Annotated in this window: 23 protein-coding genes and 1 pseudogene; 17 read left to right on the top strand and 7 right to left on the bottom strand. The window is 27.9% G+C overall.

Annotated features, from left to right (window positions below; all coding sequences use genetic code 11):
• Window positions 1–153: 153 nt before the first annotated feature.
• The 3 genes from BHW04_RS07425 (at window position 154) to cls (ending at window position 3,205) form a co-directional block, all read left to right on the top strand.
• Window positions 154–1,152, top strand: a complete 999-nt coding sequence (locus BHW04_RS07425) for a 2-hydroxyacid dehydrogenase (RefSeq protein WP_302699306.1) — start codon at window positions 154–156, stop codon at window positions 1,150–1,152.
• A 279-nt stretch (window positions 1,153–1,431) separates the two neighbouring features.
• Complete coding sequence (locus tag BHW04_RS07420; RefSeq protein WP_302623539.1) at window positions 1,432–1,593, top strand: DUF3796 domain-containing protein; 162 nt, start codon at window positions 1,432–1,434, stop codon at window positions 1,591–1,593.
• Window positions 1,594–1,777: 184 nt separating this feature from the next.
• Window positions 1,778–3,205 carry a cardiolipin synthase gene (gene cls / locus BHW04_RS07415; protein ID WP_302699305.1) on the top strand — a complete coding sequence of 476 codons (1,428 nt, stop codon included), beginning with the start codon at window positions 1,778–1,780 and terminating at the stop codon, window positions 3,203–3,205.
• A 37-nt stretch (window positions 3,206–3,242) separates the two neighbouring features.
• On the opposite strand, the gene BHW04_RS07410 is transcribed toward cls, so the two are convergent.
• Window positions 3,243–4,136, bottom strand: a complete 894-nt coding sequence (locus tag BHW04_RS07410; RefSeq protein WP_302699304.1) for a LysR family transcriptional regulator — start codon at window positions 4,134–4,136, stop codon at window positions 3,243–3,245.
• Between the two features lie 248 nt (window positions 4,137–4,384).
• Here BHW04_RS07410 and BHW04_RS07405 point away from each other — a divergent pair, with 248 nt between their 5' ends.
• From BHW04_RS07405 to BHW04_RS07395, 3 genes are all read left to right on the top strand, one after another.
• Window positions 4,385–5,641: a sn-glycerol-1-phosphate dehydrogenase gene (locus BHW04_RS07405; protein WP_302623695.1), complete on the top strand. Its 1,257-nt coding sequence runs from the start codon at window positions 4,385–4,387 to the stop codon at window positions 5,639–5,641.
• Between the two features lie 139 nt (window positions 5,642–5,780).
• Window positions 5,781–6,299, top strand: a complete 519-nt coding sequence (locus BHW04_RS07400) for a hypothetical protein (protein WP_022213067.1) — start codon at window positions 5,781–5,783, stop codon at window positions 6,297–6,299.
• 23 nt (window positions 6,300–6,322) lie between these two features.
• Window positions 6,323–6,808, top strand: a complete 486-nt coding sequence (locus tag BHW04_RS07395) for a hypothetical protein (protein ID WP_022213066.1) — start codon at window positions 6,323–6,325, stop codon at window positions 6,806–6,808.
• Between the two features lie 45 nt (window positions 6,809–6,853).
• Here the strand turns inward: BHW04_RS07395 and BHW04_RS07390 are convergent, their stop codons facing one another.
• A complete protein-coding gene (locus BHW04_RS07390) occupies window positions 6,854–7,372 on the bottom strand; it encodes a ferritin-like domain-containing protein (protein ID WP_022213065.1) in 519 nt (172 codons plus the stop codon).
• Between the two features lie 226 nt (window positions 7,373–7,598).
• Between BHW04_RS07390 and deoC the strand changes: the two genes are divergently transcribed.
• Both deoC and BHW04_RS07380 read left to right on the top strand, forming a co-directional pair.
• Window positions 7,599–8,264, top strand: a complete 666-nt coding sequence (deoC, locus tag BHW04_RS07385) for a deoxyribose-phosphate aldolase (protein WP_022213064.1) — start codon at window positions 7,599–7,601, stop codon at window positions 8,262–8,264.
• A 139-nt stretch (window positions 8,265–8,403) separates the two neighbouring features.
• The gene (locus BHW04_RS07380; protein WP_302699303.1) at window positions 8,404–9,165 is read left to right on the top strand and encodes a MerR family transcriptional regulator; all 762 of its coding nucleotides are present in this window, start codon (window positions 8,404–8,406) and stop codon (window positions 9,163–9,165) included.
• Window positions 9,166–9,226: 61 nt separating this feature from the next.
• On the opposite strand, the gene BHW04_RS07375 is transcribed toward BHW04_RS07380, so the two are convergent.
• A complete protein-coding gene (locus tag BHW04_RS07375; protein ID WP_302623644.1) occupies window positions 9,227–10,123 on the bottom strand; it encodes a patatin-like phospholipase family protein in 897 nt (298 codons plus the stop codon).
• 256 nt (window positions 10,124–10,379) lie between these two features.
• Here BHW04_RS07375 and BHW04_RS07370 point away from each other — a divergent pair, with 256 nt between their 5' ends.
• On the top strand, window positions 10,380–11,243 hold the full coding sequence (locus BHW04_RS07370; RefSeq protein ID WP_022213062.1) for a DegV family protein: 864 nt from the start codon (window positions 10,380–10,382) through the stop codon (window positions 11,241–11,243).
• A 98-nt stretch (window positions 11,244–11,341) separates the two neighbouring features.
• On the opposite strand, the gene BHW04_RS07365 is transcribed toward BHW04_RS07370, so the two are convergent.
• Both BHW04_RS07365 and BHW04_RS07360 read right to left on the bottom strand, forming a co-directional pair.
• Window positions 11,342–12,193 (bottom strand): metallophosphoesterase family protein, encoded by an 852-nt coding sequence (locus BHW04_RS07365; RefSeq protein ID WP_302699302.1) that lies wholly within the window; start codon window positions 12,191–12,193, stop codon window positions 11,342–11,344.
• 185 nt (window positions 12,194–12,378) lie between these two features.
• On the bottom strand, window positions 12,379–12,510 hold the full coding sequence (locus BHW04_RS07360; protein WP_279287093.1) for a hypothetical protein: 132 nt from the start codon (window positions 12,508–12,510) through the stop codon (window positions 12,379–12,381).
• Between the two features lie 303 nt (window positions 12,511–12,813).
• Here BHW04_RS07360 and BHW04_RS07355 point away from each other — a divergent pair, with 303 nt between their 5' ends.
• Both BHW04_RS07355 and BHW04_RS07350 read left to right on the top strand, forming a co-directional pair.
• Window positions 12,814–13,722: a patatin-like phospholipase family protein gene (locus BHW04_RS07355; protein WP_022213060.1), complete on the top strand. Its 909-nt coding sequence runs from the start codon at window positions 12,814–12,816 to the stop codon at window positions 13,720–13,722.
• A gap of 96 nt (window positions 13,723–13,818) precedes the next feature.
• Window positions 13,819–14,121 carry an HNH endonuclease gene (locus BHW04_RS07350; protein WP_186834576.1) on the top strand — a complete coding sequence of 101 codons (303 nt, stop codon included), beginning with the start codon at window positions 13,819–13,821 and terminating at the stop codon, window positions 14,119–14,121.
• 259 nt (window positions 14,122–14,380) lie between these two features.
• Here BHW04_RS07350 and BHW04_RS07345 read toward each other — a convergent pair whose 3' ends face one another.
• A complete protein-coding gene (locus tag BHW04_RS07345; protein WP_302623093.1) occupies window positions 14,381–15,427 on the bottom strand; it encodes a LacI family DNA-binding transcriptional regulator in 1,047 nt (348 codons plus the stop codon).
• Between the two features lie 416 nt (window positions 15,428–15,843).
• On the opposite strand from BHW04_RS07345, the gene BHW04_RS07340 reads away from it, so the two are divergent.
• The 5 genes and pseudogenes from BHW04_RS07340 to BHW04_RS07320 all read left to right on the top strand — a co-directional run bounded on the left by BHW04_RS07340 (window position 15,844) and on the right by BHW04_RS07320 (window position 21,780).
• The gene (locus BHW04_RS07340) at window positions 15,844–16,722 is read left to right on the top strand and encodes an ABC transporter permease (RefSeq protein WP_186834621.1); all 879 of its coding nucleotides are present in this window, start codon (window positions 15,844–15,846) and stop codon (window positions 16,720–16,722) included.
• A 9-nt stretch (window positions 16,723–16,731) separates the two neighbouring features.
• Window positions 16,732–17,614, top strand: a pseudogene (locus BHW04_RS07335) (carbohydrate ABC transporter permease).
• 25 nt (window positions 17,615–17,639) lie between these two features.
• Window positions 17,640–19,244 carry an extracellular solute-binding protein gene (locus tag BHW04_RS07330; RefSeq protein WP_302699301.1) on the top strand — a complete coding sequence of 535 codons (1,605 nt, stop codon included), beginning with the start codon at window positions 17,640–17,642 and terminating at the stop codon, window positions 19,242–19,244.
• A 71-nt stretch (window positions 19,245–19,315) separates the two neighbouring features.
• Window positions 19,316–20,782, top strand: a complete 1,467-nt coding sequence (locus BHW04_RS07325; RefSeq protein WP_302699300.1) for a glycoside hydrolase family 32 protein — start codon at window positions 19,316–19,318, stop codon at window positions 20,780–20,782.
• A gap of 68 nt (window positions 20,783–20,850) precedes the next feature.
• Window positions 20,851–21,780, top strand: a complete 930-nt coding sequence (locus BHW04_RS07320; protein ID WP_022213055.1) for a carbohydrate kinase family protein — start codon at window positions 20,851–20,853, stop codon at window positions 21,778–21,780.
• 54 nt (window positions 21,781–21,834) lie between these two features.
• Here the strand turns inward: BHW04_RS07320 and BHW04_RS07315 are convergent, their stop codons facing one another.
• Window positions 21,835–22,848, bottom strand: coding sequence for a LacI family DNA-binding transcriptional regulator (locus BHW04_RS07315; protein ID WP_302699299.1), 1,014 nt, complete (start codon window positions 22,846–22,848; stop codon window positions 21,835–21,837).
• A gap of 149 nt (window positions 22,849–22,997) precedes the next feature.
• Here BHW04_RS07315 and BHW04_RS07310 point away from each other — a divergent pair, with 149 nt between their 5' ends.
• On the top strand, window positions 22,998–24,137 hold the full coding sequence (locus BHW04_RS07310; protein ID WP_302699307.1) for a glycoside hydrolase family 32 protein: 1,140 nt from the start codon (window positions 22,998–23,000) through the stop codon (window positions 24,135–24,137).
• Window positions 24,138–24,152: the final 15 nt, after the last annotated feature.

Below are 24,152 nucleotides of genomic sequence, written 5' to 3'. Positions count from 1 at the left end.
CATTCCTTTTGTGATGTATTTGGGTTTTTAGCGAAATTATTATATCACAAAAGAGTGACTTTATTTATTTTTACAAATTTTGTTTATTCAACAACCTATTTAAATAATTTAAAAACACAAAGCAAAAGTTAGTACAAAGATGAGATTTTTATTATGGTTAAATTAGTTTGTTATGGAGTAAGAGAAACAGAAGTACCTTTTTTTGAGGAAATAAATAAGAAATTTGGATATGATATTAAACTTGTTTTAAGTGGATTAAACGATGAAAATGTTAAAGAAGCTATGGGAGCAGAAGCAATAATGGTTAGAGGAGGTTGTAAGGCTGATAGACAAAACTTAGAGTTATTAAAAGCTCATGGATTACAATATGTTTTAACTAGAACAGTTGGAATAAATCACGTAGACTTAGAAGCAGTTAAAGATTTAGGATTAAAAGCTGCAAGAGTACCAGGATATTCACCAAATGCAATCAGTGAATTAGCACTTTCTTTAGCAATGATGCTTTTAAGACATACTGCTTATACAGTTAACAGAACAAAAGATAAAAACTTTACGATAGATTCATTTATGTTTAGTAAAGAAATTAGAAATTGTACAGTTGCTGTTTTAGGAGCAGGAAGAATAGGGTTAACTACTGCTAAGTTATTTAAAGGACTTGGTGCAAGAGTTATAGCTTATGATGTATTCCAAAATGATGCAGCAAAAGAAATTGTTGAATTTATGGAATTAGATCAAGTATTAGCAGAAGCTGATATTATATCAGTACATATGCCATATATTCAAGGTGTTAATGAAAGAATGATAAATGATGAATTTATAGCTAAAATGAAAGATAATGCTATCCTTGTAAATACTTCAAGAGGTGAGGTTCAAGATACTGAAGCTATTATAAGAGCCATTGAAAGTGGTAAATTAGGTGGATTTGGTACAGACGTTTTAGAAAATGAATATGATGTATTCTTCAAAGATTTAACAGGACAAGCATTAGAAGATAAGACAAAAGAAAAATTAATAAGTTTATATCCTAAAGTATTAGTTACACCTCATATTGGTTCATATACAGATGAAGCATTAACTAATATGATAGAATATTCTTATGAAAATTTAAGAGAATATTTAAATGATGGAACTTGCAAAAATAGTATAGCTTAGTTATAAAAAATAAGAGTATAAATTTAGGAGTATGTTATGAAAAAAAGTTAAGCTTTGAAAATTCAATAATTATTGCAGCTGTTATTATTACATTAATACCTTTAATTTTATCATACTCAATATTTATATCATCTAAATTAGAAGATATAACTGTAAATATTAAAAACACATTAAAGGAAACAGGTTTTTTTATTGCACATAAATGCTCTCTGAAAATGTAAATATATTATTAATGAAAATATGGTATAATAAGTAAATAGGGAAAGGGAGATGAGGGTATTGAGATATGATAAGCATAAGTATATTGGATTTTTAGGCTTACTATCAATAATAGGACTTAAAGGGTTTATAACAGGAAATCATCTGTGGTTTTTATTATTTATTAATTATGGCTGGTTTACATTTTTTTATGAAAACAGCATTGTTTATAAAGAGAGATAGTATATGGCAAGATAAAATGATAGTTTTAATAAATTAATAAAGAAGTTTTTGATTAATGTTTAAATAAAAGGATATATTAGATGTTTATCTTAAGGGACACTGAAAGATGCATTTTAATATTTTCTTTTTTTTGTTATACTTAATTAATAAGGTAAATAGACATAATAAAAAAGAGGTGATAGCAATGTTTCAAATAGTAATGATAATAATACATATAATAAATTTCTTTGCTATTTTTTATATGATTTTCAAAGAAAAGAGATCAGCCAATAGCATAATAGCATGGGTGCTTGTAATTTATATTGCTCCATTGGTGGGATTTATTGCATTTTTATTATTGGGAAGAAAAATTAATAATGCTAATATGTTTGGCATTAAAGAAATTGAATTAAAGTTATTCAAAGATTATATAAGGAAGACACAGAAGGAAGGTTATCTTGAAAAAGACAATAAAAATTATGATATGATTAACTCCATAGAGAGAATGGGATATTCGCCATATAGAGAAAAAAATCAAGTGATGATGTATAGCGATGGAAAAGAATTTTTCAGTGTTTTACTAGATTCTTTAAGAAAAGCTGAAAAGAGTATAAATATAGAATTTTACATATTTAAAACAGATGGAATAGGAAGCGAGATACTATCAGTTTTAGAAGAGAAAGCTTCAAAAGGTGTAGAAGTAAGGCTTTTATATGATTCTGTTGGTAGCAGGACGTTGAATAGAAGAGTACTTAAAAAATTAACTTCATTAGGGGGGAAAACCGGTGAATTTTTCCCATCTTGGCTAAAAATTGTAAATTTAAATATGAATTTTAGAAATCATCGTAAAATTGTTGTTATTGACAATAAAGTAGGCTTTGTTGGAGGTTTTAACGTTGGAGATGAATATTTAGGTAAGGATGAGAAATTTGGTTATTGGAGAGATACTCATGTAAAAATAGAAGGTGATGCTGTTAAGGATTTAAATTCGAGATTTTTAGCTGATTGGAGATATGCTACTAAAGAAGAAGTAGATATACAAGAGGTATTTGCAGAAAATAGTATAGAAAGTGCAGGTGATAAGGGGGTTCAAATATTATCAAGTGGCCCTAATCTTAGTGATAGATTTGAAATTAAGCTTGCTTATTTAAAAATGATTCAAAAAGCAAGAAATTATATTTATATACAATCGCCATATTTAATTATAGATAATAGTATATCTGATGCTTTGAAGCTTGCTGCATTATCTGGTGTTGATGTAAGAATAATGATTCCTGGAAAAGGAGATCATCCATTTGTTTATTGGGCTAATCTTTTTTATGCAGGTGATCTTTTAGATTTTGGTGTAAAGATATACCATTATGATAGAAATGCATTTTTACATGCTAAAACTCTTGTTATAGATGATGAGATTTGCTCTATTGGTACAGCAAACATGGATACAAGAAGTTTTGAATTAAACTTTGAAATAAATGCATACATATATTCTAGTGAAATAGCGTGTAAGCAGAAGGAGCAATTTGAAAAAGATATTACAAAAAGTAATGAGCTTACTTTAGAAATGTATAAAGGAAGAAATAATAAAACTAAAATTAAAGAAGGATTGTCAAAGCTATTTTCTTCAATATTATAGAATAAAAAACATGGATTGCATTAATCCATGTTTTTTATTAGCAGCTAGTTTTTTTTGAAAAATCATTTAGTTCATCGATAAAGACTTGAATTGTTTTTGACATGGTAATGTTTTTTGGTGTTATATAAGAGAAATATCTATAATACTTATCATTAAAGGTATTGATACAAATTTCTCTATTTGCAACGGCTGCTTCAGTAACTAAACTTGAGGTAAGAGTGATGCCAAGGTTATTTTTTACAGCTTCCTTAATAGCAGAGTTACTACCTAAAACTAATATTTTATTAGGAATTATTTTATTGCTTTCCAAGAACATGTTGAAATATTCCCTGCTTCCAGAACCATCTTCCCTTACAATCCATAAGTGATTATTTAGCTCTTCATAGGATTTGATGTTAATCAGTTGGTTATTACTAGGATTAAAGGCTAAAACCAGTTGGTCCTTTAGGAAATATTCTTGATTAAAACTTCCTAGGGTAGGGGTTCCTTCTATAAGTCCAATATCAAGAGTTAAGTCTTTTAGATGTGAACATATTAAAGAAGTGTTTTCAATAACAATTTCCACATCTATGTCTGGATATTTCTTTGAAAAAATTGAGAGAAACTTAGGAAGAAAATATTCTCCAATTGTAAGACTTGTACCTACCTTTAAAGTACCTTTTAAGGAGTTATTATTATCTTTAACTTCTATATATGTAATATCAAGTAAATTTATTATTTCTTTTGCTTTTTCATATAATTTATATCCATTTTCTGTGATACATATGTTTTTTTGTTTAACAGAACGATTTATTAATGTAACATCAAAGGAGCTTTCTAAGTTTTTTATATGGGTACTAACGCTTGGTTGTGATAAGTTTAAGTATTCACCAGCTCTAGTAAAATTTTTATGTTCTACTACGGCAATGAAAGTTTTTAATTCTTCTAACATAAGATTCTCCCTTCAAAGTGATAATGAAAGTAAAATATAAGTTTATTATTAAAAATATTAATGATAATTATTTTTAATATTTATTTTACTTATGAATATAATATATGAAGATTATACTATACAAGTAATATTTAAGGAAATAGTACTCTTTATTACTTGTGTATTATTTTCAATTAATATATCCTTATTTCAATATAAAAATGGTATAATTTTACATATAGAATATTATAGATGGATGGTGAGGATATATGAGAGTAGACATTAATAAGTTTATAGGATTTTGTGGATGTGGTAAGGAACATAAAATTATGGTGAAGGATATAATAATTGAAAGTGAAGCTATTAAAAAGCTTTCAATGATTATGGAAAAAGAGGGATTTAAAAACATAACAATAATATGTGATGAAAATACTTATGCTGCAGCAGGGGAAGAAATTAAAGAAATTATTCCAAAAGGAAAGTTTATAAATTTAAAGTCTGAAAATCTTCATGCCAATGAAATAGCAGTACAAAAGGTATATGAGTGCTTATCGGTAGAAAATGATGTTTTAATAGCATTAGGTTCAGGAACTATTCATGATATAACTAGATATGTGGCATATAATAAAGATATTCCTTTTATATCTGTTCCTACAGCAGCGAGTGTAGATGGATTTGTATCTACAGTAGCTGCTATGACTTGGAAAGGGGATAAAAAAACATTTACTGCAGTATCACCTATTTATGTAGTAGCAGATACAGATATATTTAAAGAAGCACCATATAGGCTTACTGCATCAGGGGTATCGGATTTAATAGGAAAATATACAGCTTTAGTAGACTGGAAAATTTCAAGTATAGTAATTGGGGAGTATATTTGTAATAAAGTATGCAATATGGAAATAGATGCAGTAAATAAACTTTGTGAATGTGTAGATGATTTAGTTCTTGGTAAGTTGGAGGCTTATGAACAATTGATGTATGCTTTAATTTTATCAGGACTTGCAATGCAGATAATAGGAAATTCAAGACCAGCTTCAGGAGCAGAGCATCATATGTCTCACTTATGGGAAATGGAAGTTATTAATAAACATTTAGATGCATATCATGGTGAAAAAGTATCAGTAGGTTTAATATTGGTAATGGAAGAATATAAGAAAATAAAAAAATCCATTGAAAATGGTAGATGTAGAGTCAAAAAATATTATGGGTTGGAAGAGGATATGCTAAAGGAAGTATTTAAGAGTAGAGAAATGTATGATTCTATTATGAAAGAAAATACACCAGATCCTTTATTAAATGTAAATAAAGTTATCTTACAAAATAGATTAGAAAGTATTGCTGAAATATTAGAAAAACTTCCTACCTTAGACTTTGTAAAGGATACATTAAAGAGAGCAAAAGCTGTTACAACATTAGAAGAGATAGGGTTGTCTAATGATGTAAAGCAAAATAGCATTAGAGTATCACCATATGTGAGAAATAGACTTACTCTTATGAGAATTTCAAAAATGTTAGAATATTAAAAATATTAGAAATGCTGTAGAAATATAGCATTTCTTATTTACAATAAATTAATATAGTTATAATAAAATATTGTGTATTATTTAGGTCTATTATATAATATTAAGTAAAATAACGAAAAATAAGTTTAAGGAGAAGATAATGGTAATTATAGCGGTTTTTTGTGGGGTTTTATCTATTTTGATAAGCTGTATAGCTGTTTATCAATCAGAACACTTTAACAAGTTATCAAGAGAATTAAATAAAGATACAAAACTAATGATTGATTGCAATGAGAAATCCATAAATAATTTACATAGCACACTTGATGAAGTAATAAATAAAGAAGAAACAAAATTAGAGGCTAAAGAAGAAGTTACATTTATAAAAAATGAAATGGTATTAATAAAGATGAATAATTATAATTTAGAAAATAAATTTAATATATTACATAGCATAATGTATTTAAGTAATATATTAGCATCAAAATCAATATCTGATTTAGATATGTGGCTTGATAATGATGAGCAAAAAGTTATTTTAAAATTGTCAAAGGATATTAACCGAGAGGATTATAAAAATATTGAGATAAGTTTAGAACAATTAGAAAAGTATGGAATATGGGTAAGTTTAAATGTAGATTTATATAGAGATATAAAAGAAAAAATAGAAATAAGTTAAAAACTAATGAGTGGGGGAATAAAATGGAGATTTTAACTATTATATTTAGTGGTATATCAATAATCATAAGCTTATATGCTTTGTATCAATCAGAATTATTTAATATAGAAACTAAAGAGATAAACAGTGAAACTAGAAAAATGATTGCTTCAAATGAAAAATCAATAAGTAATTTACATATTTCCTTAAGAGAGGTTATGGAGAAGGATTTAGTGAGATTAAAAACTGATGGATTAAGTATTATTAAACTTCAAAGTTATAGTAGTTCATATAGTAAAATTGTTATGAGGGAAATTAGTAAATTATACAAGGTTTTAGAAACGGTTAAGATAAATGAAATAGATAGTTGGTTAAATTCAGAAAAGGAGTCTATAGAAGTAGCTCTAAATAAAGAATTAACAAGAGCTGATTATAATGATATGGAAACTGTTTTTGAAAATGTAAGGAAGTATGGTATATGGATTACTGTGAATATTGCCGGTTATAATAATATGGAATGTGCTGGATAAATTGAATATAATTTATAAAAGGAGCTAGCTTAGCTCCTTTTATTTTTATGGTGTCAAATATTTCTTTGATAATTCAGTAAGAATTTGAATATGGACTTCTTCATCTAGAATTATCCTATCAATAATTGAAATTATGTTGGAATCATCTATTTTTTTCTGAGTACTAATATATTGTTTAATAGCTACCTTTTCATCTTTAATATCGTAATTTATCATTTCGGTTACATTTAAGCCATAATTAATAAAATGAGGACTCCAGTTTAATTTTTTATCTTTTTTGTTAATCCAGTAGCCAGGGTTTCCACCTAGTTTTATTATTAGCTTTCCTAATATTTCTAAATGATACATTTCTACTATTGCAATATGTTCTAATGTTTTTGAAATTTCAGGGTATTGATTTTCTGTTCTGAAGTGATGATTTATATATTGAGATATGGCAGAAAATTCAGATACAGCACCAGCAAAGTTAACTTGGATTATTTCGGCATAATGCTTATTTGGCTTTGCAACAACTATTGGAGGATAAGGAAGCTTTGCCTTGCATAAGTTAAGATTATTGTCCATAAAAAAAACTCCTAAAAAACAATTATATATATAATATGTTTAAGGAGTGTTAATAATGTCTATACAAGAATAAGTTTTATTTTTAGTAAATGTATTGCTAGAATATGGTTATATGGTTATTTCAGAAATATTTAAAGTTCCAATAAACAAGGTTTGACTTATTTATAAGTGTTGATTATTATAATAAATAGGAAAATTAAAATTATGTAAAAAAAGGGGTAATATTATGGAAAGAAAAGAAATATTAAAACATATAGATCATACATTATTAAAGGCTGTGGCTACTTGGGAAGATATAAAAGTATTATGTGATGAAGCTATTGAGTATGGAACAGCCTCAGTATGTGTTCCAGCTTGCTATATTTCACGTATTCATAAAACATATGGCAATAAAATTAATATTTGTACAGTAGTAGGCTTTCCTCTAGGATACTCAGTAACAGAAGCAAAAGTTTTAGAAACTAAAAAAGCAATTGAAGATGGTGCTAATGAAATTGATATGGTTATTAATATAAGTGATGTTAAAAATGGAGATTATGATAAAGTAACTAAAGAAATTGCTGACTTAAAGGAAGTTTGTGGAGATAAAATTTTAAAGGTTATTATAGAAACTTGTTATTTAACTGAAGAAGAAAAGATCTCTATGTGCAAAGCTGTTACAGAAGCTGGAGCTGATTATATCAAGACATCAACTGGGTTTGGTACAGCAGGTGCAACTATAGAAGATATAAGATTATTTAAGAAACATATAGGACCAAATGTAAAGATGAAGGCAGCAGGTGGCGTTAAGACTATAGCTGATTTAGAAATGTTTATAAATGAAGGATGTGACAGAATAGGAACAAGTTCTGCTGTTAACATGCTTAAAGGTGAAGAAGTAACTGGATACTAATTAGTATTGAAAGCTATGTAGATTAATTTATCTGCATGGCTTTTTTCTATATTAATTAATTTCAAATAAATTTTAGAAAATCTATTGCCCTTCACGCTGCGTAAAGGTGTATATTAAATTTGTCAGGAGGTGAAGAGGTTTGGAATATAGTATTAAAAAGTTAAGTGAAATTGCAGGGGTATCCACTAGGACACTTAGATATTATGATGAAATAGGACTCTTAAAGCCGGCAAGAGTCAGTTCATCAGGATATAGAATATACGGAAAAAAGCAAGTGGATATATTGCAGCAAATATTATTTTATAAAGAGCTTGGAATGAGCTTAGATGAAATAAAAGAAATAATACAAAATCCTAACTTTGATAGAATTAATGCTTTAAAAGAGCATAAGATTAAGCTTCTTGAAAAGAGAAAACAAATTGATATGCTTTTAGATAATGTGGAAAGAACATTATTAAGTGTAGATGGAGGTTGTAAAATGTCTGATAAAGAAAAGTTTAAAGGGTTTAAGAAAAGTGTGATAGATGAAAATGAGAAAAAGTATGGAAAAGAAATTAGAAGTAAATATGGTGATGAAACCATTGATAAATCTAATGAAAAATTTATGAAGATGTCAGAAGAAGAGTATAATGAAGCAGAAGCTTTAGCTAAGGAAATAATAGAACAATTAATTGAAGCTAAGAAAATAGGTGATCCATCATCTAAAGAAGCTAAAGCTTTGGCAGAGCTTCATAAAAAATGGTTATGCATCTATTGGGATAAGTATTCTAAAGAAGCCCATGTAGGGGTGGCACAAATGTATGCGTATGATGAAAGATTTAAGGAATACTATGATAAGCATGGAGATGGATTAGCAGAATTCTTAAGAGATGCAATTGTAGAATATACCAGAGATAGATAAATAAAAGAAGATGCTCTCTTTAAGTAAGAGGGCATCTTTTTGAATTTAATTAAGGTTATTTTTATTTAGATGAGATATTGTTCTTTTTTAAAAAATTAGTCATGGTATTATAGCCAGAATTAAAAAGTTTTTCTTTATTGCTATAAGAGATATAAAAATCTGTAACAGCAATATCAAAGGTAGGAATATCTATGGTGTGGATATTCTTTAGTGAACTAAAGTAAATAGATTCATTTGTAGTCATACAGGCATCTAGAATATCCATTAAATACTTACTTAAAGGGCATTTTTCTGCATAAGTTATATTTTTATCTTGATTACTTACAAGCTTCAAAGCAAAGGTGGGGTACTTTGTAGTAGTATTATTAAAAAGCCAGATAGGGAGATTACTTATGAGTCCACCATCTACTATGTAGCAGGAACCTTTAGGAGTCTTTAGTTTTTCAGGAATAAATATAAAAGGTAGGCTTATACTCATTTTTACAGCTTTAGATATTTCAAAATTCATTGGATTAATATTATATTTTTTTAAATCTTCAGGAAGAATTAATATTTGTTTTTGTGTTATATCAGTAGCAATAAATCTTAAAAAATTGCTGTTATTAGAAATATCTTTAAAATATTTTTTTCCCTTTGCACTATAAAGCTCTGTAAGCAATTCTTCAATGGCAGAGGTAGAAAAGATGCCTTTAGATTTAAATATGCTTAGGTTTCTTCCTATAAATGGGATAGATGCCAATATGGTTTTATTAATATATAAATTAAAATCTATATCAAATAAGATTTTTTTTACTTCGTAAGCAGAGTAACCTACGGCCATAAGTGAAGTTACTAAGGCACCTACGGAAGTTCCAGAAAAGCAATTGAATGTAAAGCCATAATCTTCTAGAGCACATAAAGCACCTATATGGGCAATTCCACGGACTCCTCCTCCTTGACATACAAGATTAATTTTCATAAATATCACCTAAAAAAATATTTCTATAAATAGTTTAGCAAGATAAATTAATATTGTGAAATTTTAATTCTACAAAAAGCTTTATGATAATAAGTCAATAATGTTATATTTAAAAGTTATTGTTTAAGAAGTGAATATGATGAAGAATATTGACAAAAAATGTTTGGTATGATAACCTTAAAACAAGTAGTTTTAAAAACTACGTTATTAGGTTTTATATGAATTAAGTAAAATATAGAGGAATGGGGAAATAAGCATGATTAGAATAATATCAGATTCATCATCACTTTATTCAGAAAAAAAAGGTCAAGAAAAGAACATAACAATTGCCTCACTAACAGTACATATAAATGGAAAAAATTATAGAGAATATGAAGACATAGAAACGGAAGAATTTATAAAGATAATAAATGAAGGACATATGCCAACTTCATCTCAACCGTCAATTGGACATGTTGTTGATATATATAATCAGTATAAAGAAGATGAAATAATAAATATTTCAATGGCTGATGGTTTATCTGGTACATATAATTCAGCTTGTGTAGCTAGAGGAATGGTTGAAAATCCAGAGCGTATACATGTAATCAATTCACAAACTTTATGTGGTCCACAAAAATATTTAGTAGATTTAGCAATGGAACTTGTGGAACAAGGAAGACAATGTAAAGAAATAGTTGATGAAATTAATAAGGCATTAAAAGAATCTAAATCATATTTAATTCCACATGATTTTGATTATTTAGTGCGAGGTGGAAGAATATCCTCAATAGTTGGTAAGATAGGAAGTGTAATAAAGCTAGTTCCTGTAATGACAATGTCTGATGATAAGAAATCCTTAGTTAAGTTTACCACAAAGCGAACTTATAAAAAAGCTGTTCAAAAGATAATAGAACAGATGACAGAGGATGGTATAAATTCTGAACATAAGCTGTATATTTATCATGCATTTAATGAAGATGGAGCAGAAGAAGTTAAGAAAATAATATTATCGGCTATACCAGATGCTGATATTGAAGTGGGGTTATTAGGACCAGCTTTTACTACTCAAGGTGGACCAGGATGTATTTCAATACAATATATTAAGAAGCATGATGCTTTAAAATACTCTCTAGTTTAAATAATATAGATATAAATTGCATATAGTATCAAATTGAGATACTTAAAATAGTGTTAAACCCTACAAAGTCACTTAAAATGATTTTGTAGGGTTTAACACTATTCTATAATAAATTGATCTAATATTTTACCTTTAATATTTATGGATGTAATTTTAATATAATCATCGTATGAATCAGCAATTAAATAATGATATTCTGCAATAGGCGCCACTATCACACCTTTTTTACTTTTATATTTATCTCTAAGTTTTTCACCACCACCGCCTGTTATAATTTGATATAGGTCTTTCAAATTATTAGTTTTATTTATAAGACGTCTAGAGTAATTATGCTCATGACCACAAAAAACAGCATCAATATTACATTCTTCTATGGTAAGTAATAAATTATCACGGTCAGCTGCATATAAATCTAAGCAATCTCCTAAATGAGCTCCAGTTGGAAATAGTGGAGAATGTATGAAAAGAAGCTTTTTCTTATTACAATCAGTTGTTATTTCCTTTAGCCAATGAAGAACTCTTTCACTAACTTTCTGAATTTCACCATAGTGAAAGGAGTTTAGAACAATAATTCGTATATTAGAAAAGTCTAAGAAATATACTGTTTTATTATATTCCTTAAGATAATTACTTTCAGGAATCATATTGTCATAAATTGAGGCAAATATCTTTTCAAAGCGATTATCTGTAGGGTTTGTATTAACTTCGTTATCACCAATTACAGGTAAAAGTTGAGTGTTTGGATAATGTTTATTTATTGTGCTGTTAAAATCCTCAAGTTGGAGTTTTAAAATATTAGTGTCTTTTGAACCAGCAATTGAATCACCACAAATTACTATAAAATCAGGCGATGGAGCATATTTTTTAGATGATTTTAATAAGTTGTTTAAAACCTTTTTATTTATACCATTGTCTTTTCCTTTAGTATCACCAAAAATAATAAATTTCATATAAATCTCTCCAAGAATAAGCAGTAAATATTTCAGATATTTATTATATAGTTTTAATTATTTTTACATAATGCAAAGTTAATATTTAAATTCAATAATAATATATGATGTATTTAATTTATTTGTCATAAATATAAATGGCATATGAAAAATTCATATGCCAAATAAAACTAATTGATAAAAAATTAGAAGAATAAGAATAATAGTGGAAGCCAGTATAGGTTATTATTAAATCCCCAATTTCCATAACCATAATTTCCATAACGTCCATTATTGCATTGACAAGGATTATAGCAACAATTGTTATTATTATACATAATTATTACCTCCTAAATATTTATATACTACAGTATATTCAACATATTTTTAAAAGTGTATAGTATTATATTTTTATTTTTTGTGAATAGAATTACTAAACTCTGATTTTAGAAATTTAGGTTATGATGCAAGTCAAACATTGGATAAATAGTAGGTGATTGATAAAGAAGTTTATCTATAAATTAGAAATAAATAGATTAATTTATTTATTCATAGGTATAGAGGGATTTTGAATAAGAATTTCAAATAAAGTATAATTAAAATATAAAAATAAGTACATTTAAAATAGTAGGTGAAAAAAGATGAAGATAGGATTAGTTTTATCAGGTGGAGGCGGAAAAGGAGCATATGAGCTTGGCGTATGGAAAGCATTAAAAGAGCTTAACTTAAATAAGTATATATCAGTTTTTTCAGGAACATCTATCGGAGCTTTTAATGCAGCTTTATTTGCAATGGATGATTTGGAAAAAGCAGAAAATTTATGGGATGAAGTTACTATGGATAAGCTAGTACCAATAAGTAAGAAGGAATTAATAAAAAGAGGAATAGGATTATATTTAGGAAGCAAAAATCCACAGCTTGTAATTAAATTACTCAGTGATAAGTTAGACCATGGTTCAATAAGTAATGAAGGTGCTGTTGAAGTATTAAATAAGTACATTGATTGTAATAAAGTTAATGAAAATAACAAAATATGTTATGCTGCATGTACCAAGATTCCAGAGTGTTCTGTTAAGTATTTCAGAATAAATGATTATGAAGAAAATGAAGCAAGAAAAATGATTTTAGCATCGGCATCACTTCCGTTAATTTATGATAGTACAGAAGTGTTAGGAGATAAATATATTGATGGTGGTATGGTGGATAATACGCCTATACAGCCAGTTTATGATGAGGGATGTGACATAATAATTGTTGTACTGCTTTCCAAGGAAGTAACAATAGATAGGAGTCTTTATCCAGAGGCAAAATTAATAATAATTTCTCCTGAAAGACTTGTGGAAAATACTTTAAATGGAACTTTGAATTTAGATGCAGATGCTAAAAGAATACGGATAAATGAAGGATATAATGATACTATGAACAAGCTTATGCCTATAGTGGAAATGGTAAAGTTTATTAAAGAAAAAGAAGAGGAGAAAGCTAATCCTAGATTATATAAAGCTTATAATTATTCTAAAAAGATAGTGGATAAATTTATATCTAGGTAAATAGATTTTTATAGAAATACATTAATTGATAAATATATTATATAAATTTGTTAAAAATATTAATAAAATATAGGAATAGAAATATGGAGATAAGAAATGAAGGAACTTGTTTGTGAATTATGTAAAAGGTCTGGTGTCCCTAAACTTACAGAACATCACCTTATTCCAAGGGAAGAGGGAGGAAGAGATAAGGAAACTGCATTGCTATGTGAAGACTGTCATAAACAAATTCATGCCTTATATACTAATAAGGAACTTGCCATGAGACTCAATACTTTAGAAAAACTTAAATGTGATTATAAGATTGAAAAATATCTTAAGTATGTAAAAAAGCAATGTCCATCAAAGAAGCTATCCATAAAAAAGTCTAGGGAAGTAAGAAAGAAAAGCAAGAGGTAAAGAATAAATAAAATACTTACAACTTAATTAGTTTAATATACCCATAAATAAGATAATATATCTTATTTATGGGTATATTTAGCTATTATATTTTTGGAAGAGATTCAAAATAACTAAACAACATAATATAGATAAAAATTATGATTTATTAATACTTAAAATAAGAAAAGTCTTGAAAGGGATATATGTAAGTGGTAAAATAAAGAAAGTAACCGGTTGCGTAACCGGTAAAATATAAAACTAGTTAAGTTAACTAGTTTTATAATGTATTAATAATATTAAAACCTGTTGACTCCCTATAGTCTATTGAGGTTTTTACATGAACAGTTTTAAATGGCGTAGAATTATCTTTGATACGTGAAATAATTAATTCAGCTGCTAAATTGCCCATATCATAACTAGGAATAGTAATAGTAGTAAGTTGAGATACTATAATTTTTGCCTCCAATGAACCATCAAATCCACATACTAAAGTATCTTCAGGAATAGAAATATTAATTGATTTTAAAGCATTTACCAATGATACAGCAATAAAATCATTTGCACAGATAAATGCATCAGGAAGTTTATCTAGTTTCTTAATATTATCTCTAAGCCATGAAGAATCTGAATATGGATTTGAATCATTATCTAATATACATGTGCTTTTATCAAGTTGAATATTATAATCAAGTAATGCTGAGCAGTATCCTTGCCAACGTTCATAAAAGCTTTGGCAATGATTAGGATCACCTACGAAACTTATATTTTTACAACCATTATTTATTAGGTTTTTAGTTACAGTATAAACACTATTATAATTTTCCATCAGTAGAATATCTGATTTAAGATTAGGACATTCTTTAGTAGTAGGGCAATCGATGAACAGTGTAGGAATTCCTAGCTTACAAATAAAGTTGCTATAATTAGCATCAAACATTTCTATGCAAATAATTGCATCTATTAATTCAGTTTGAAAGTTGCTTGGTAGCTTTCTAGAGAGTAAATCATCTTCTCTAATTATATATATTGATAACTTTATCCCCAAACTACTTATCTTTTTTTCAAATCCAGATAAAAATTTAGAACCAAAGTGTGAAGAGTTTGGCATATTAGTGGTGAAAAGTGCAATTTCTTTATTTTTAAAAGTAATATTTTTATTTTCTTGAGAAAAATTCTTATAGCCCATCTCAAATGCAGTTTGGATTACTTTCATCTTAGTATCTTCAGATATATTTCCAGTATTATTTAGCGCTTTGGAAACAGTGTTTCTTGATATATTTAATTTATCAGCTATATCTTGTGCTGTAATTTTCTTGTTTTGCATTATTTATAACTCCTCATTTTTACAAATTTATAAATTTTTAAAATATTTATAATAAGTATAGCAAACTAACTATAAAAATAAAAGATAAATACATAATTATTGTTACAAAAGTAAAAGAGTATAGTTTACAATATAAAAAGTATATAGTTTACAATGTAAAAATAAAATATTGATAAATATAACAAAAATAGTTGACGCTGTAAAATAATGGTGATAATATTAGTTTATAGAGAAATGAAAATGTTTGCAATGGTATAAAGGTAAGCGGAATTGTTTCTAAAATTATAAGAAGGGATGAGATTATATTGAGAGAGCTAAAAAGTGATGTTTTAGTTACAAATGAAAAAATACAGGGAGAATTTTTCAGAAGTAAAAAGCAAGATTTAAAAGTAAGTATTTATAAAAAATTAGATTATATGAAAAAAAACTACCAGTTATATTTGTTTTTTACATTACCTCCATTACTGTTGTTAATAATTTTTAAGTATATTCCTATAGGTGGAATACTAATTGCTTTTGAAGACTATAACCCTATCAGTGGAATACTAGGAAGTGAGTGGGTTGGATTAAAACATTTCCAAAGATTTATGTCCTCACCAGATTTTATGACCTTACTGATGAATACTTTAAAATTAAGCGTTTATGGATTGTTATGGGGATTTCCAGTACCAATTATTTTAGCTTTACTTTTAACTAGGGTAAAAAGTGAAAGAATAAAGAAAATAGTGCAATTAATAATTTATGCACCAAACTTTATTTCTGTAATAGTAATATCAGGTATGATTATATTATTTTTATCTCCTGTTGGACCTGTAAATCAATTTTTGGGAACATCAATTAATTTTATGACTAAGCCAGAAGCATTCCGTACTATATATATTGCCAGTGGAATTTGGCAAGGGGCAGGTTGGGCGTCTATTATTTACACCGCAGCTCTTTCTAATTCAAGTAAGGAACTAACAGAAGCTGCTGTCATTGATGGAGCTAATATTTTTCAACAGATTTGGAATGTTGATATTCCAGCTATAAAGCCAATTATGATTATTCAATTTATTTTATCAGTAGGTGGAATAATGAGTATAGGATTTGAAAAAGCACTTGCTTTACAAACAAGTTTAAATATGCCTACATCTGATATATTAGCTACTTATACTTACAGAATGGGGTTACAGTTAGGTGATTATAGTTTCTCTACAGCAGTTGGATTATTTAACTCAGTAATAAATATAATACTACTTATTATGGTGAATGTAACTATAAAGAAAATGAACGAAGATGAAGAAGTAGGCTTATAGGAGGGTAAAATGGTAAAGAAAAGAAAAAGAAATCTTTCAATGTCAGATAAAATTATTTTAAATAGTGGATATATATTGCTAGGAATTTTTCTACTTGCTATTATAATTCCACTTGCATATATAGTTATTGCTTCATTTACAGATCCTACTGTGCTAAGCAGTGAAGGAATAACATTCGATTTTAGCAAATGGTCATTAGATGGATATAAGAGAGTTCTGCAAGATGATATGATTTTAAGAGGATTTTTAAATTCTATTTTTTATTCAATTTCATATGCAGTAATTTCAGTTGCAGTTACACTTATGGCAGCATATCCGTTATCAAAAGATAAGTTTGTGGGTAAGACATTTATAAACACTTTATATGTAATAACTATGTTTTTAGGTGGAGGATTAATCCCAACATATTTATTGATGGATAAATTAAATCTTTTAAACACTATATGGGCTATGTTATTACCAGGAGCCATAAATGTATGGAATATAATGCTTGCAAAAACATATTTTAAGTCACTACCTAAAGAATTAAGAGAAGCTTCATCTATAGATGGAGCAAGTGAAATAAAGCATTTCTTTAAAATAGTGTTACCAGTATGCAAACCAATTATAGCAGTATTGATGTTATACCAATTTGTAGCTCAATGGAATGGATATTTTGATAGATGATTCTAAGCTACAGCCACTACAACTAGTAATAAGATCAATATTAATTCAAAATTCACCATCTACAGGAATGATAGCTGATATACAAAATATGGCTGAAATGTCTAAGATGGCCGAATTATTAAAGTATTCAACAATAGTAATTTCAAGTTTACCATTGTTAATTATGTATCCATTTTTCCAAAAATATTTTGATAAAGGTATAATGATGGGCTCAGTAAAAGGCTGATATTATATAAAAGGGAGAGAGTAAAATGAGAAAAAATAAGATAAAAAGAATTTTAAGTATTGTAATGTTAACTGTAGTAACTACATCTTTAAGTGCTTGTGGAAGTAAGAAGGAGGAAAATGTAACTGTACATTCTGATGTATCATTTCCACTAGAGGAAACTGCCACTTTAACTATGCTTACAAGTGCACCAGCAGTATCAGAACAAAATCCTAATAATAGACTTATATTTAAAAGATTACAAGAAAAAACTAATGTAGAAGTAGATTGGACATGCTATCCAGATGATCAATATGGCGATAAAAAAAGTTTAGCATTATCTAAAAAAGATACACTACCTGATGTAGTTTTTAATGCTGGAATGAGTAATTATGATTTACTTCGTTACTCTAAACAAGGCGTAATTATTGCTGTTGAAGATTTGATAGATGAATATATGCCTAATTTAAGCAAGATATTAAATGAAAATCCTGAGTATAGAAAGATGATAACAGCTCCTGATGGACATATATATTCATTCCCTTGGATTGAGGAATTAGGTACTGGAAAAGAAGCTATACAGGCTGTAGGAGATATGCCTTTTATAAATAAAAAATGGCTAGACGAATTAGGGTTAGAAGTACCAACTACAACTGATGAATTAGTTGAAGTGCTAAAAGCTTTTAGGGATAAGAAACCAGAAGGTAGAACAGATGTAATACCTATGACGTTCATTATAAATAATGGAGACCAAGATCCAGGAATATTATTAGGAGCTTTTGGAGAAGGGGACAATAGTGATCATTTTCTTGTAACAAATGATAAAAAGGTTATTTATTCAACTGTACAAGAGGGATATAAAGAAGGTATAAGCTGGCTTCATTCACTTCAAGAAGAAGGACTTATAGATTCAGAAGCATTTACACAAGATTGGGCAACTTATGTATCTAAAGGTAATAATGGAAGATATGGAATGTTCTTTACTTGGGATGCAGCAAATATAGTTACAAATCCAGAAGATTATATTGCATTACCAGCACTAGCAGGACCAAATGGGAACGTTAATGTACCAAGATCAAATGGAGCAGGTATAGACATTGGAAGATGTGTAATAACTACTGCTAATAATAATTTAGAATTAACAGCAAAATGGATAGATGAATTATATGATCCATTACAATCAGTACAAGATAACTGGGGAACTTACGGAGATGAAGAACATCAAAATGTATTTGAACTAAAAGAAGATGGTTCATTAGCACATTTACCTTTAGGAGATACTTCACCTTGGGAAGTTAGAGTAAATCAAAATGTAGGTGGTCCTTTAGCAGTTCTTAATGAATACTATGGAAATTATACAACATGTCCAGATGATGCCCAAGAAAGGTTAAATATACTCCATGAAACTTATGTAAAAGATATGAAGGCAGAGTATAACTATCCTGTATTACTTATGACTCAAGAAGATATAGAATTGTTTACTCAATATGAAACAGCAGTACGACAATATACTGAAAGAAAAAAAGCTGAATGGATTTTAAATGGAGGCATAGAAAAGGAATGGGATTCTTATCTTGATGAGATGGAAAAATTAGGGCTATCAAAAATGTTGGAAATAAAGCAAAAATATTTAGATGAATATTTTAAATAATAAACATACGCAAGTGGCAGATTGTCACTTGTGTTTACTGAAAAATATTAGAGGAGTGGATTAGGGTAATTATGAGTAGTTCAGTTTTAGAGAAAGCAAGAGATTATGAGAATAGATTTATTGAGAGTATAAAAAGCGAAGAAAGACCAGCTTTTCATATATCAGCACCAATTGGTTGGATTAATGATCCAAATGGATTTTCAATTTTTAATGAAGAATATCATTTATTTTATCAATATAATCCATATGGTACAGTGTGGGGGCCAATGCATTGGGGGCATAGTAAATCAAAAGATATGATAAAGTGGCAACAGCTACCAGTAGCTATGGCACCAGATAGTAAATATGATATAGATGGATGTTTTTCAGGGAGTGCTATAGAAGATAATAATAAACATATACTTATGTATACTGGAGTAGTTGATAAGAAAAATGAAAATAGTGAGCATTATGTAAGACAAGTTCAATGTATAGCTATTGGTGATGGAGAAAATTATTTTAAGCTAGATAGTAATCCAGTTATAACTGATGAATTATTACCAGAAGGAAGCAGTTTTGAAGATTTTAGGGATCCTAAGATATGGAAAGAAGATGGAGATTTTTATTCAGTTGTTGCTAGTAGAAGTAAAGATGGTAGTGGACAGATATTAATGTTTAAGTCAGAGAATTTAAAAACTTGGGAGTTAGTTACTATCTTAGACAAGAGTGAAAATAAATTAGGTCGTATGTGGGAGTGTCCAGATTTCTTTAATATAGATGGAAAAAATGTACTTGTAATTTCACCACAAGAGGTTAGAGCTACCAAAGATGGATTCCATAATGGGAATAATACTGCATTTTTAATTGGAGAGTATGATAAAGAAAATAAAAAATTTAATAGAGAAAAAACAAAGGTAATAGATTTTGGATTAGATTTTTATGCACCTCAAACATTTGAAGATAAAGATGGTAGACGTATAATGATTGGATGGATGCATTCTTGGGAAAATAGAATTATTCCTAATGAGTTTAAATGGTGTGGAATGATGACAATACCAAGAGAAATTAGAATAAAAGATAATAATGTAATTCAAACGCCAATTAAGGAAATTGAAAATTACTATGGTGATACAGTAAAATATGAAAAAATAACTATAGATAAAGAAGTTTCGCTAGAAGGAATTAACGGAAGAGTACTTGATATGACTTTAGATATCGACGCTTCAAAAGCTGAAGAATTTGAAATCAAATTTGCAAAAAATAATGAGTATGAAACGATAATAAGATATTATTCAAAAAGAAATACAATAGAGTTTGATAGAAGTTATTCAGGAAAATATGGAGATATTCTTCATAAAAGAGAGATGAAGGTTAAAGATAATGATGGTAAGTTAAGAATGAGATTAGTTTTAGATAAATATTCTGCTGAAATATTTGCAAATGATGGAGAACAAGTAATGACTTCAACATTTTATACACCATTGGATGCACAAGATATAACACTTTCATCAAAAGGAAAATCAATACTTAGCATTGAAAAACATAAAATCGACATATAAATTATAAAAATTAATCAAAATATTTAAAGTTATAAAATAGAGTACTAGGAAATGGAGATTAAACTATTATGAAAAAAGTAATTTGTCCTGGAGAGGCGTTAATAGATTTTGTATCAACAGATGTAGGTAAATCATTAGAGAATACAAATGGATTTGTAAAAAAAGCTGGTGGGGCTCCAGCAAATGTAGCATCAGCTATATCTAAATTAGGAGCAGAAGCTTATTTTGCAGGAACTGTAGGAAAGGATGCTTTTGGAGCATTTATAGAAACTACTTTAAAAGCTAATAATATTAATACAAGTTTATTGTTTAAGCTAGAAAATCATAGTACTACATTAGCATTTGTTTCGTTAATGGAAGATGGAGAGAGAGATTTTGAATTCGCAAGGGATGCTGATTCGCTTTTATCAATTGATATGTTTAAGGATAAATTAGAGTGTTTTGATTTATTTCATTTTGGAAGTGCCACAGCATTTCTTGAAGGAGAATTGAAAAAAACATATTATAAATTAAAAGAGTATGCAGTTGAAAATAACAAGTTAATAACATTTGATGCTAATTATAGAGAAAATTTATTTGCTGATAAAAAAGAAGAATTTATTAAATGCTCTGTTGATTTTATAAAGGATAGTTTTATTGTAAAACTAAGTGAGGAAGAAGCATTGTTAATTAGTGGTAAAAATGAAGTTAAAGAAGCTGCCCAGTATATTGTAAAATTAGGTTGTGAAAATTTGATTATAACATTAGGTAAAAAAGGCTCTTTAGTAACAACGAAGAAAACACAAGTATTAGTGCCAACAAAAGAAATGGTAATGATAGATGCTACAGGAGCAGGAGATGCTTTTATGGGAGCTGTCATTGCTCAGATTATAAATAAACCAGATAAAGATATTGTTGAAATTGTTAAACTAGCTAATTTAGTAGGAGGAATAACCACAACTAAAATAGGTGCACTTGAATCAATACCTACTTGGGAAGAAGTTGAAAAGTATAAATAAGGAAATACTGAGATTTAGTTAACTAAATCTCAGTATTTTTTATACGTATAAATATTAAGAAGTTGTCTCTCTTTGAATTAATTCAGTGTCTATATTAATATGTTCAATAGTTATAGGCATATTTTTATTTTTAGCATTAATTTGTCTAAGAATTAATTTCATTGAGTCCTCAGCAATTTTAACAATATCTTGCTTAACAGTGGTAATTGGAAGGATAGACTCCATAGAAATTGGTGAATTATCAAATCCTATTATTTCATATTCATCAGGTATATTTTTTTTATTTTTTATTAAAATATTCAATAAAATATTGGCATGAGTGTCATTGCTTAAAAATATACCTTTTTTTCCATTAGGATATTTTTTTTCAATGTCTTCATATATATTATAAATATTATGATAAGCTGTATCAAATGTACTTCCTATTTTAGAAAGATAACATTTATAATTAATGTTATTAGTCTCACAAGCAGTTTTAAACGCTTCAATACGTTTATAAGAAGGAGTGTCTTCCTTTACATCTCCGTTTATATGAATTAACATATCACAATTATTGTTAATTAGTAAATTAGTTGCTTGCAAAGAGCCATAATAATTATCACTATTAACACTTGAAATATACTTGTTTTCTCTTTCAATAGAGACTATAGGAATATTTAATTCACTTAGGGTTTTAGAATCTATAGAATGGCTTAGTATAATTAATCCTTCGATTTGATAAGCTAATAATTCGTTTATATAATTCATTTCTTCATCTCTATTGTTATTTCCAACAAATACTAAAAATTTATACTTGTATTTTGGATAAGTATTAATAAGAGAATCTAAAATTTGAGAATAGTAATGTAAAAATAAATCAGGAATAATAATACCAATCATTTCTGTTTTACCATTAGCTAAACTTCTAGCAACTTTATTTTCTTTGTAGTCTAATTCAACTAAAGCATTTTCAATTTTTTTCTTAGATTCTTCAGTTAAAGAATCAGGATTATTGAAATATCTAGAGATAGTTGTTTTAGAAAAGTTTGTTTTTTTTGCTATATCGTTAAATGTAATTTTTTTCTTCATATGCACCTCACCTAAGTATATTATATCAAAAAAGGATTTCAAATGAAAATAAAATGCTTATAGAACATTGACATGTAATCGATAACATGATAATATTACCTTAAAATAACCGGTTATGTTACCGATTACTAAAACTAGGAGGGAATTATATAGGGAGACCTAAGATACATTTAACAGCACCGAGAAATTGGATTAATGATCCAAATGGATTTATTTATTATAAGGGAGAATATCATTTGTTTTATCAATATTTCCCATATGACAATGAGTCTTTTGAGTCATCACAAGTAAAAATATTTTCTGAAGATGGATATACATTTAATAATTTAGAAGATAAGAAAATAATTATAGAACCGATTATGGATGAAAAGTTAGGACATAGAACTCATACAAGAGATCCAAAAGTATGGAAATATAAAGATAGATATACGTTAATACTTGGGAGTAAGTTTATAGAAAGTGGTAGTGATAAGTTTACTGGAGAAGTTCTATTTTACACTAGTGAGGACGGCGAAAACTGGAGTTATAAAAATAGGTATTATGATAAAAAAATAGGAGATATGTGGGAATGTCCAGATTTATTTGAAGTCGATAATGAATATATATTAATTATGTCTCCGGAACATTTAATAAGTGATGGAAATAATTACACTAATAATACTGTTTACTCAATAGTTGGCTTTGATGAAGAATCCTGTGATATGAAGATTGATGATGAAGTAATGATCTTAGATGAGGGATTAGATTTATATGCAGCACAAACAAATATTGATAAATACGGAAATAGGATATTAGTTGGATGGATGCGTATGCCTAGTAAGCCTTCTAATGAAGAGTGGATAGGAATGATGACACTACCAAGAAAAATAACAGTTAGGAAAAATCAAGTGTATTTTAGTATACCTGACTATATCGATGATAAGTTTAATAAAAAAATAGATATAGGCAAATTTGATATAAATAATCCATGTAAAATAAATGTTACGTTAAAATCAGGAATTTCAGCTCTATTAGGAATTACTGAGCCAGCCGTATTTGGGGTAAATTTAAAATTAAAGTATCAATTTGTAGGTGCATTAATAGGTTCTGCCGTAGGTTCAGCATATGCTACATTTATGAAAGTATTATCATTATCTCAAGGGCCAGCTGGGTTACCTGGAGTTATAGTGATTAGACCAAAGTCTATGGTACAATATATGGTAACAATGGTTATTACATTTGTTACAGCAACTGTAGCAACAATTTTGCTATCCACGGTTTTTCAAAAGAAAGAGAATAGCACTAACTAGATAATTTAATAAATA

It is taken from the genome of Clostridium sp. 29_15 (assembly GCF_001916075.1).
GTDB lineage: Bacteria > Bacillota > Clostridia > Clostridiales > Clostridiaceae > Clostridium > Clostridium lentum.
The sequence above is the reverse complement of the archived record's forward strand: the minus strand, read 5'-3'. Positions and strand labels throughout refer to the sequence as shown.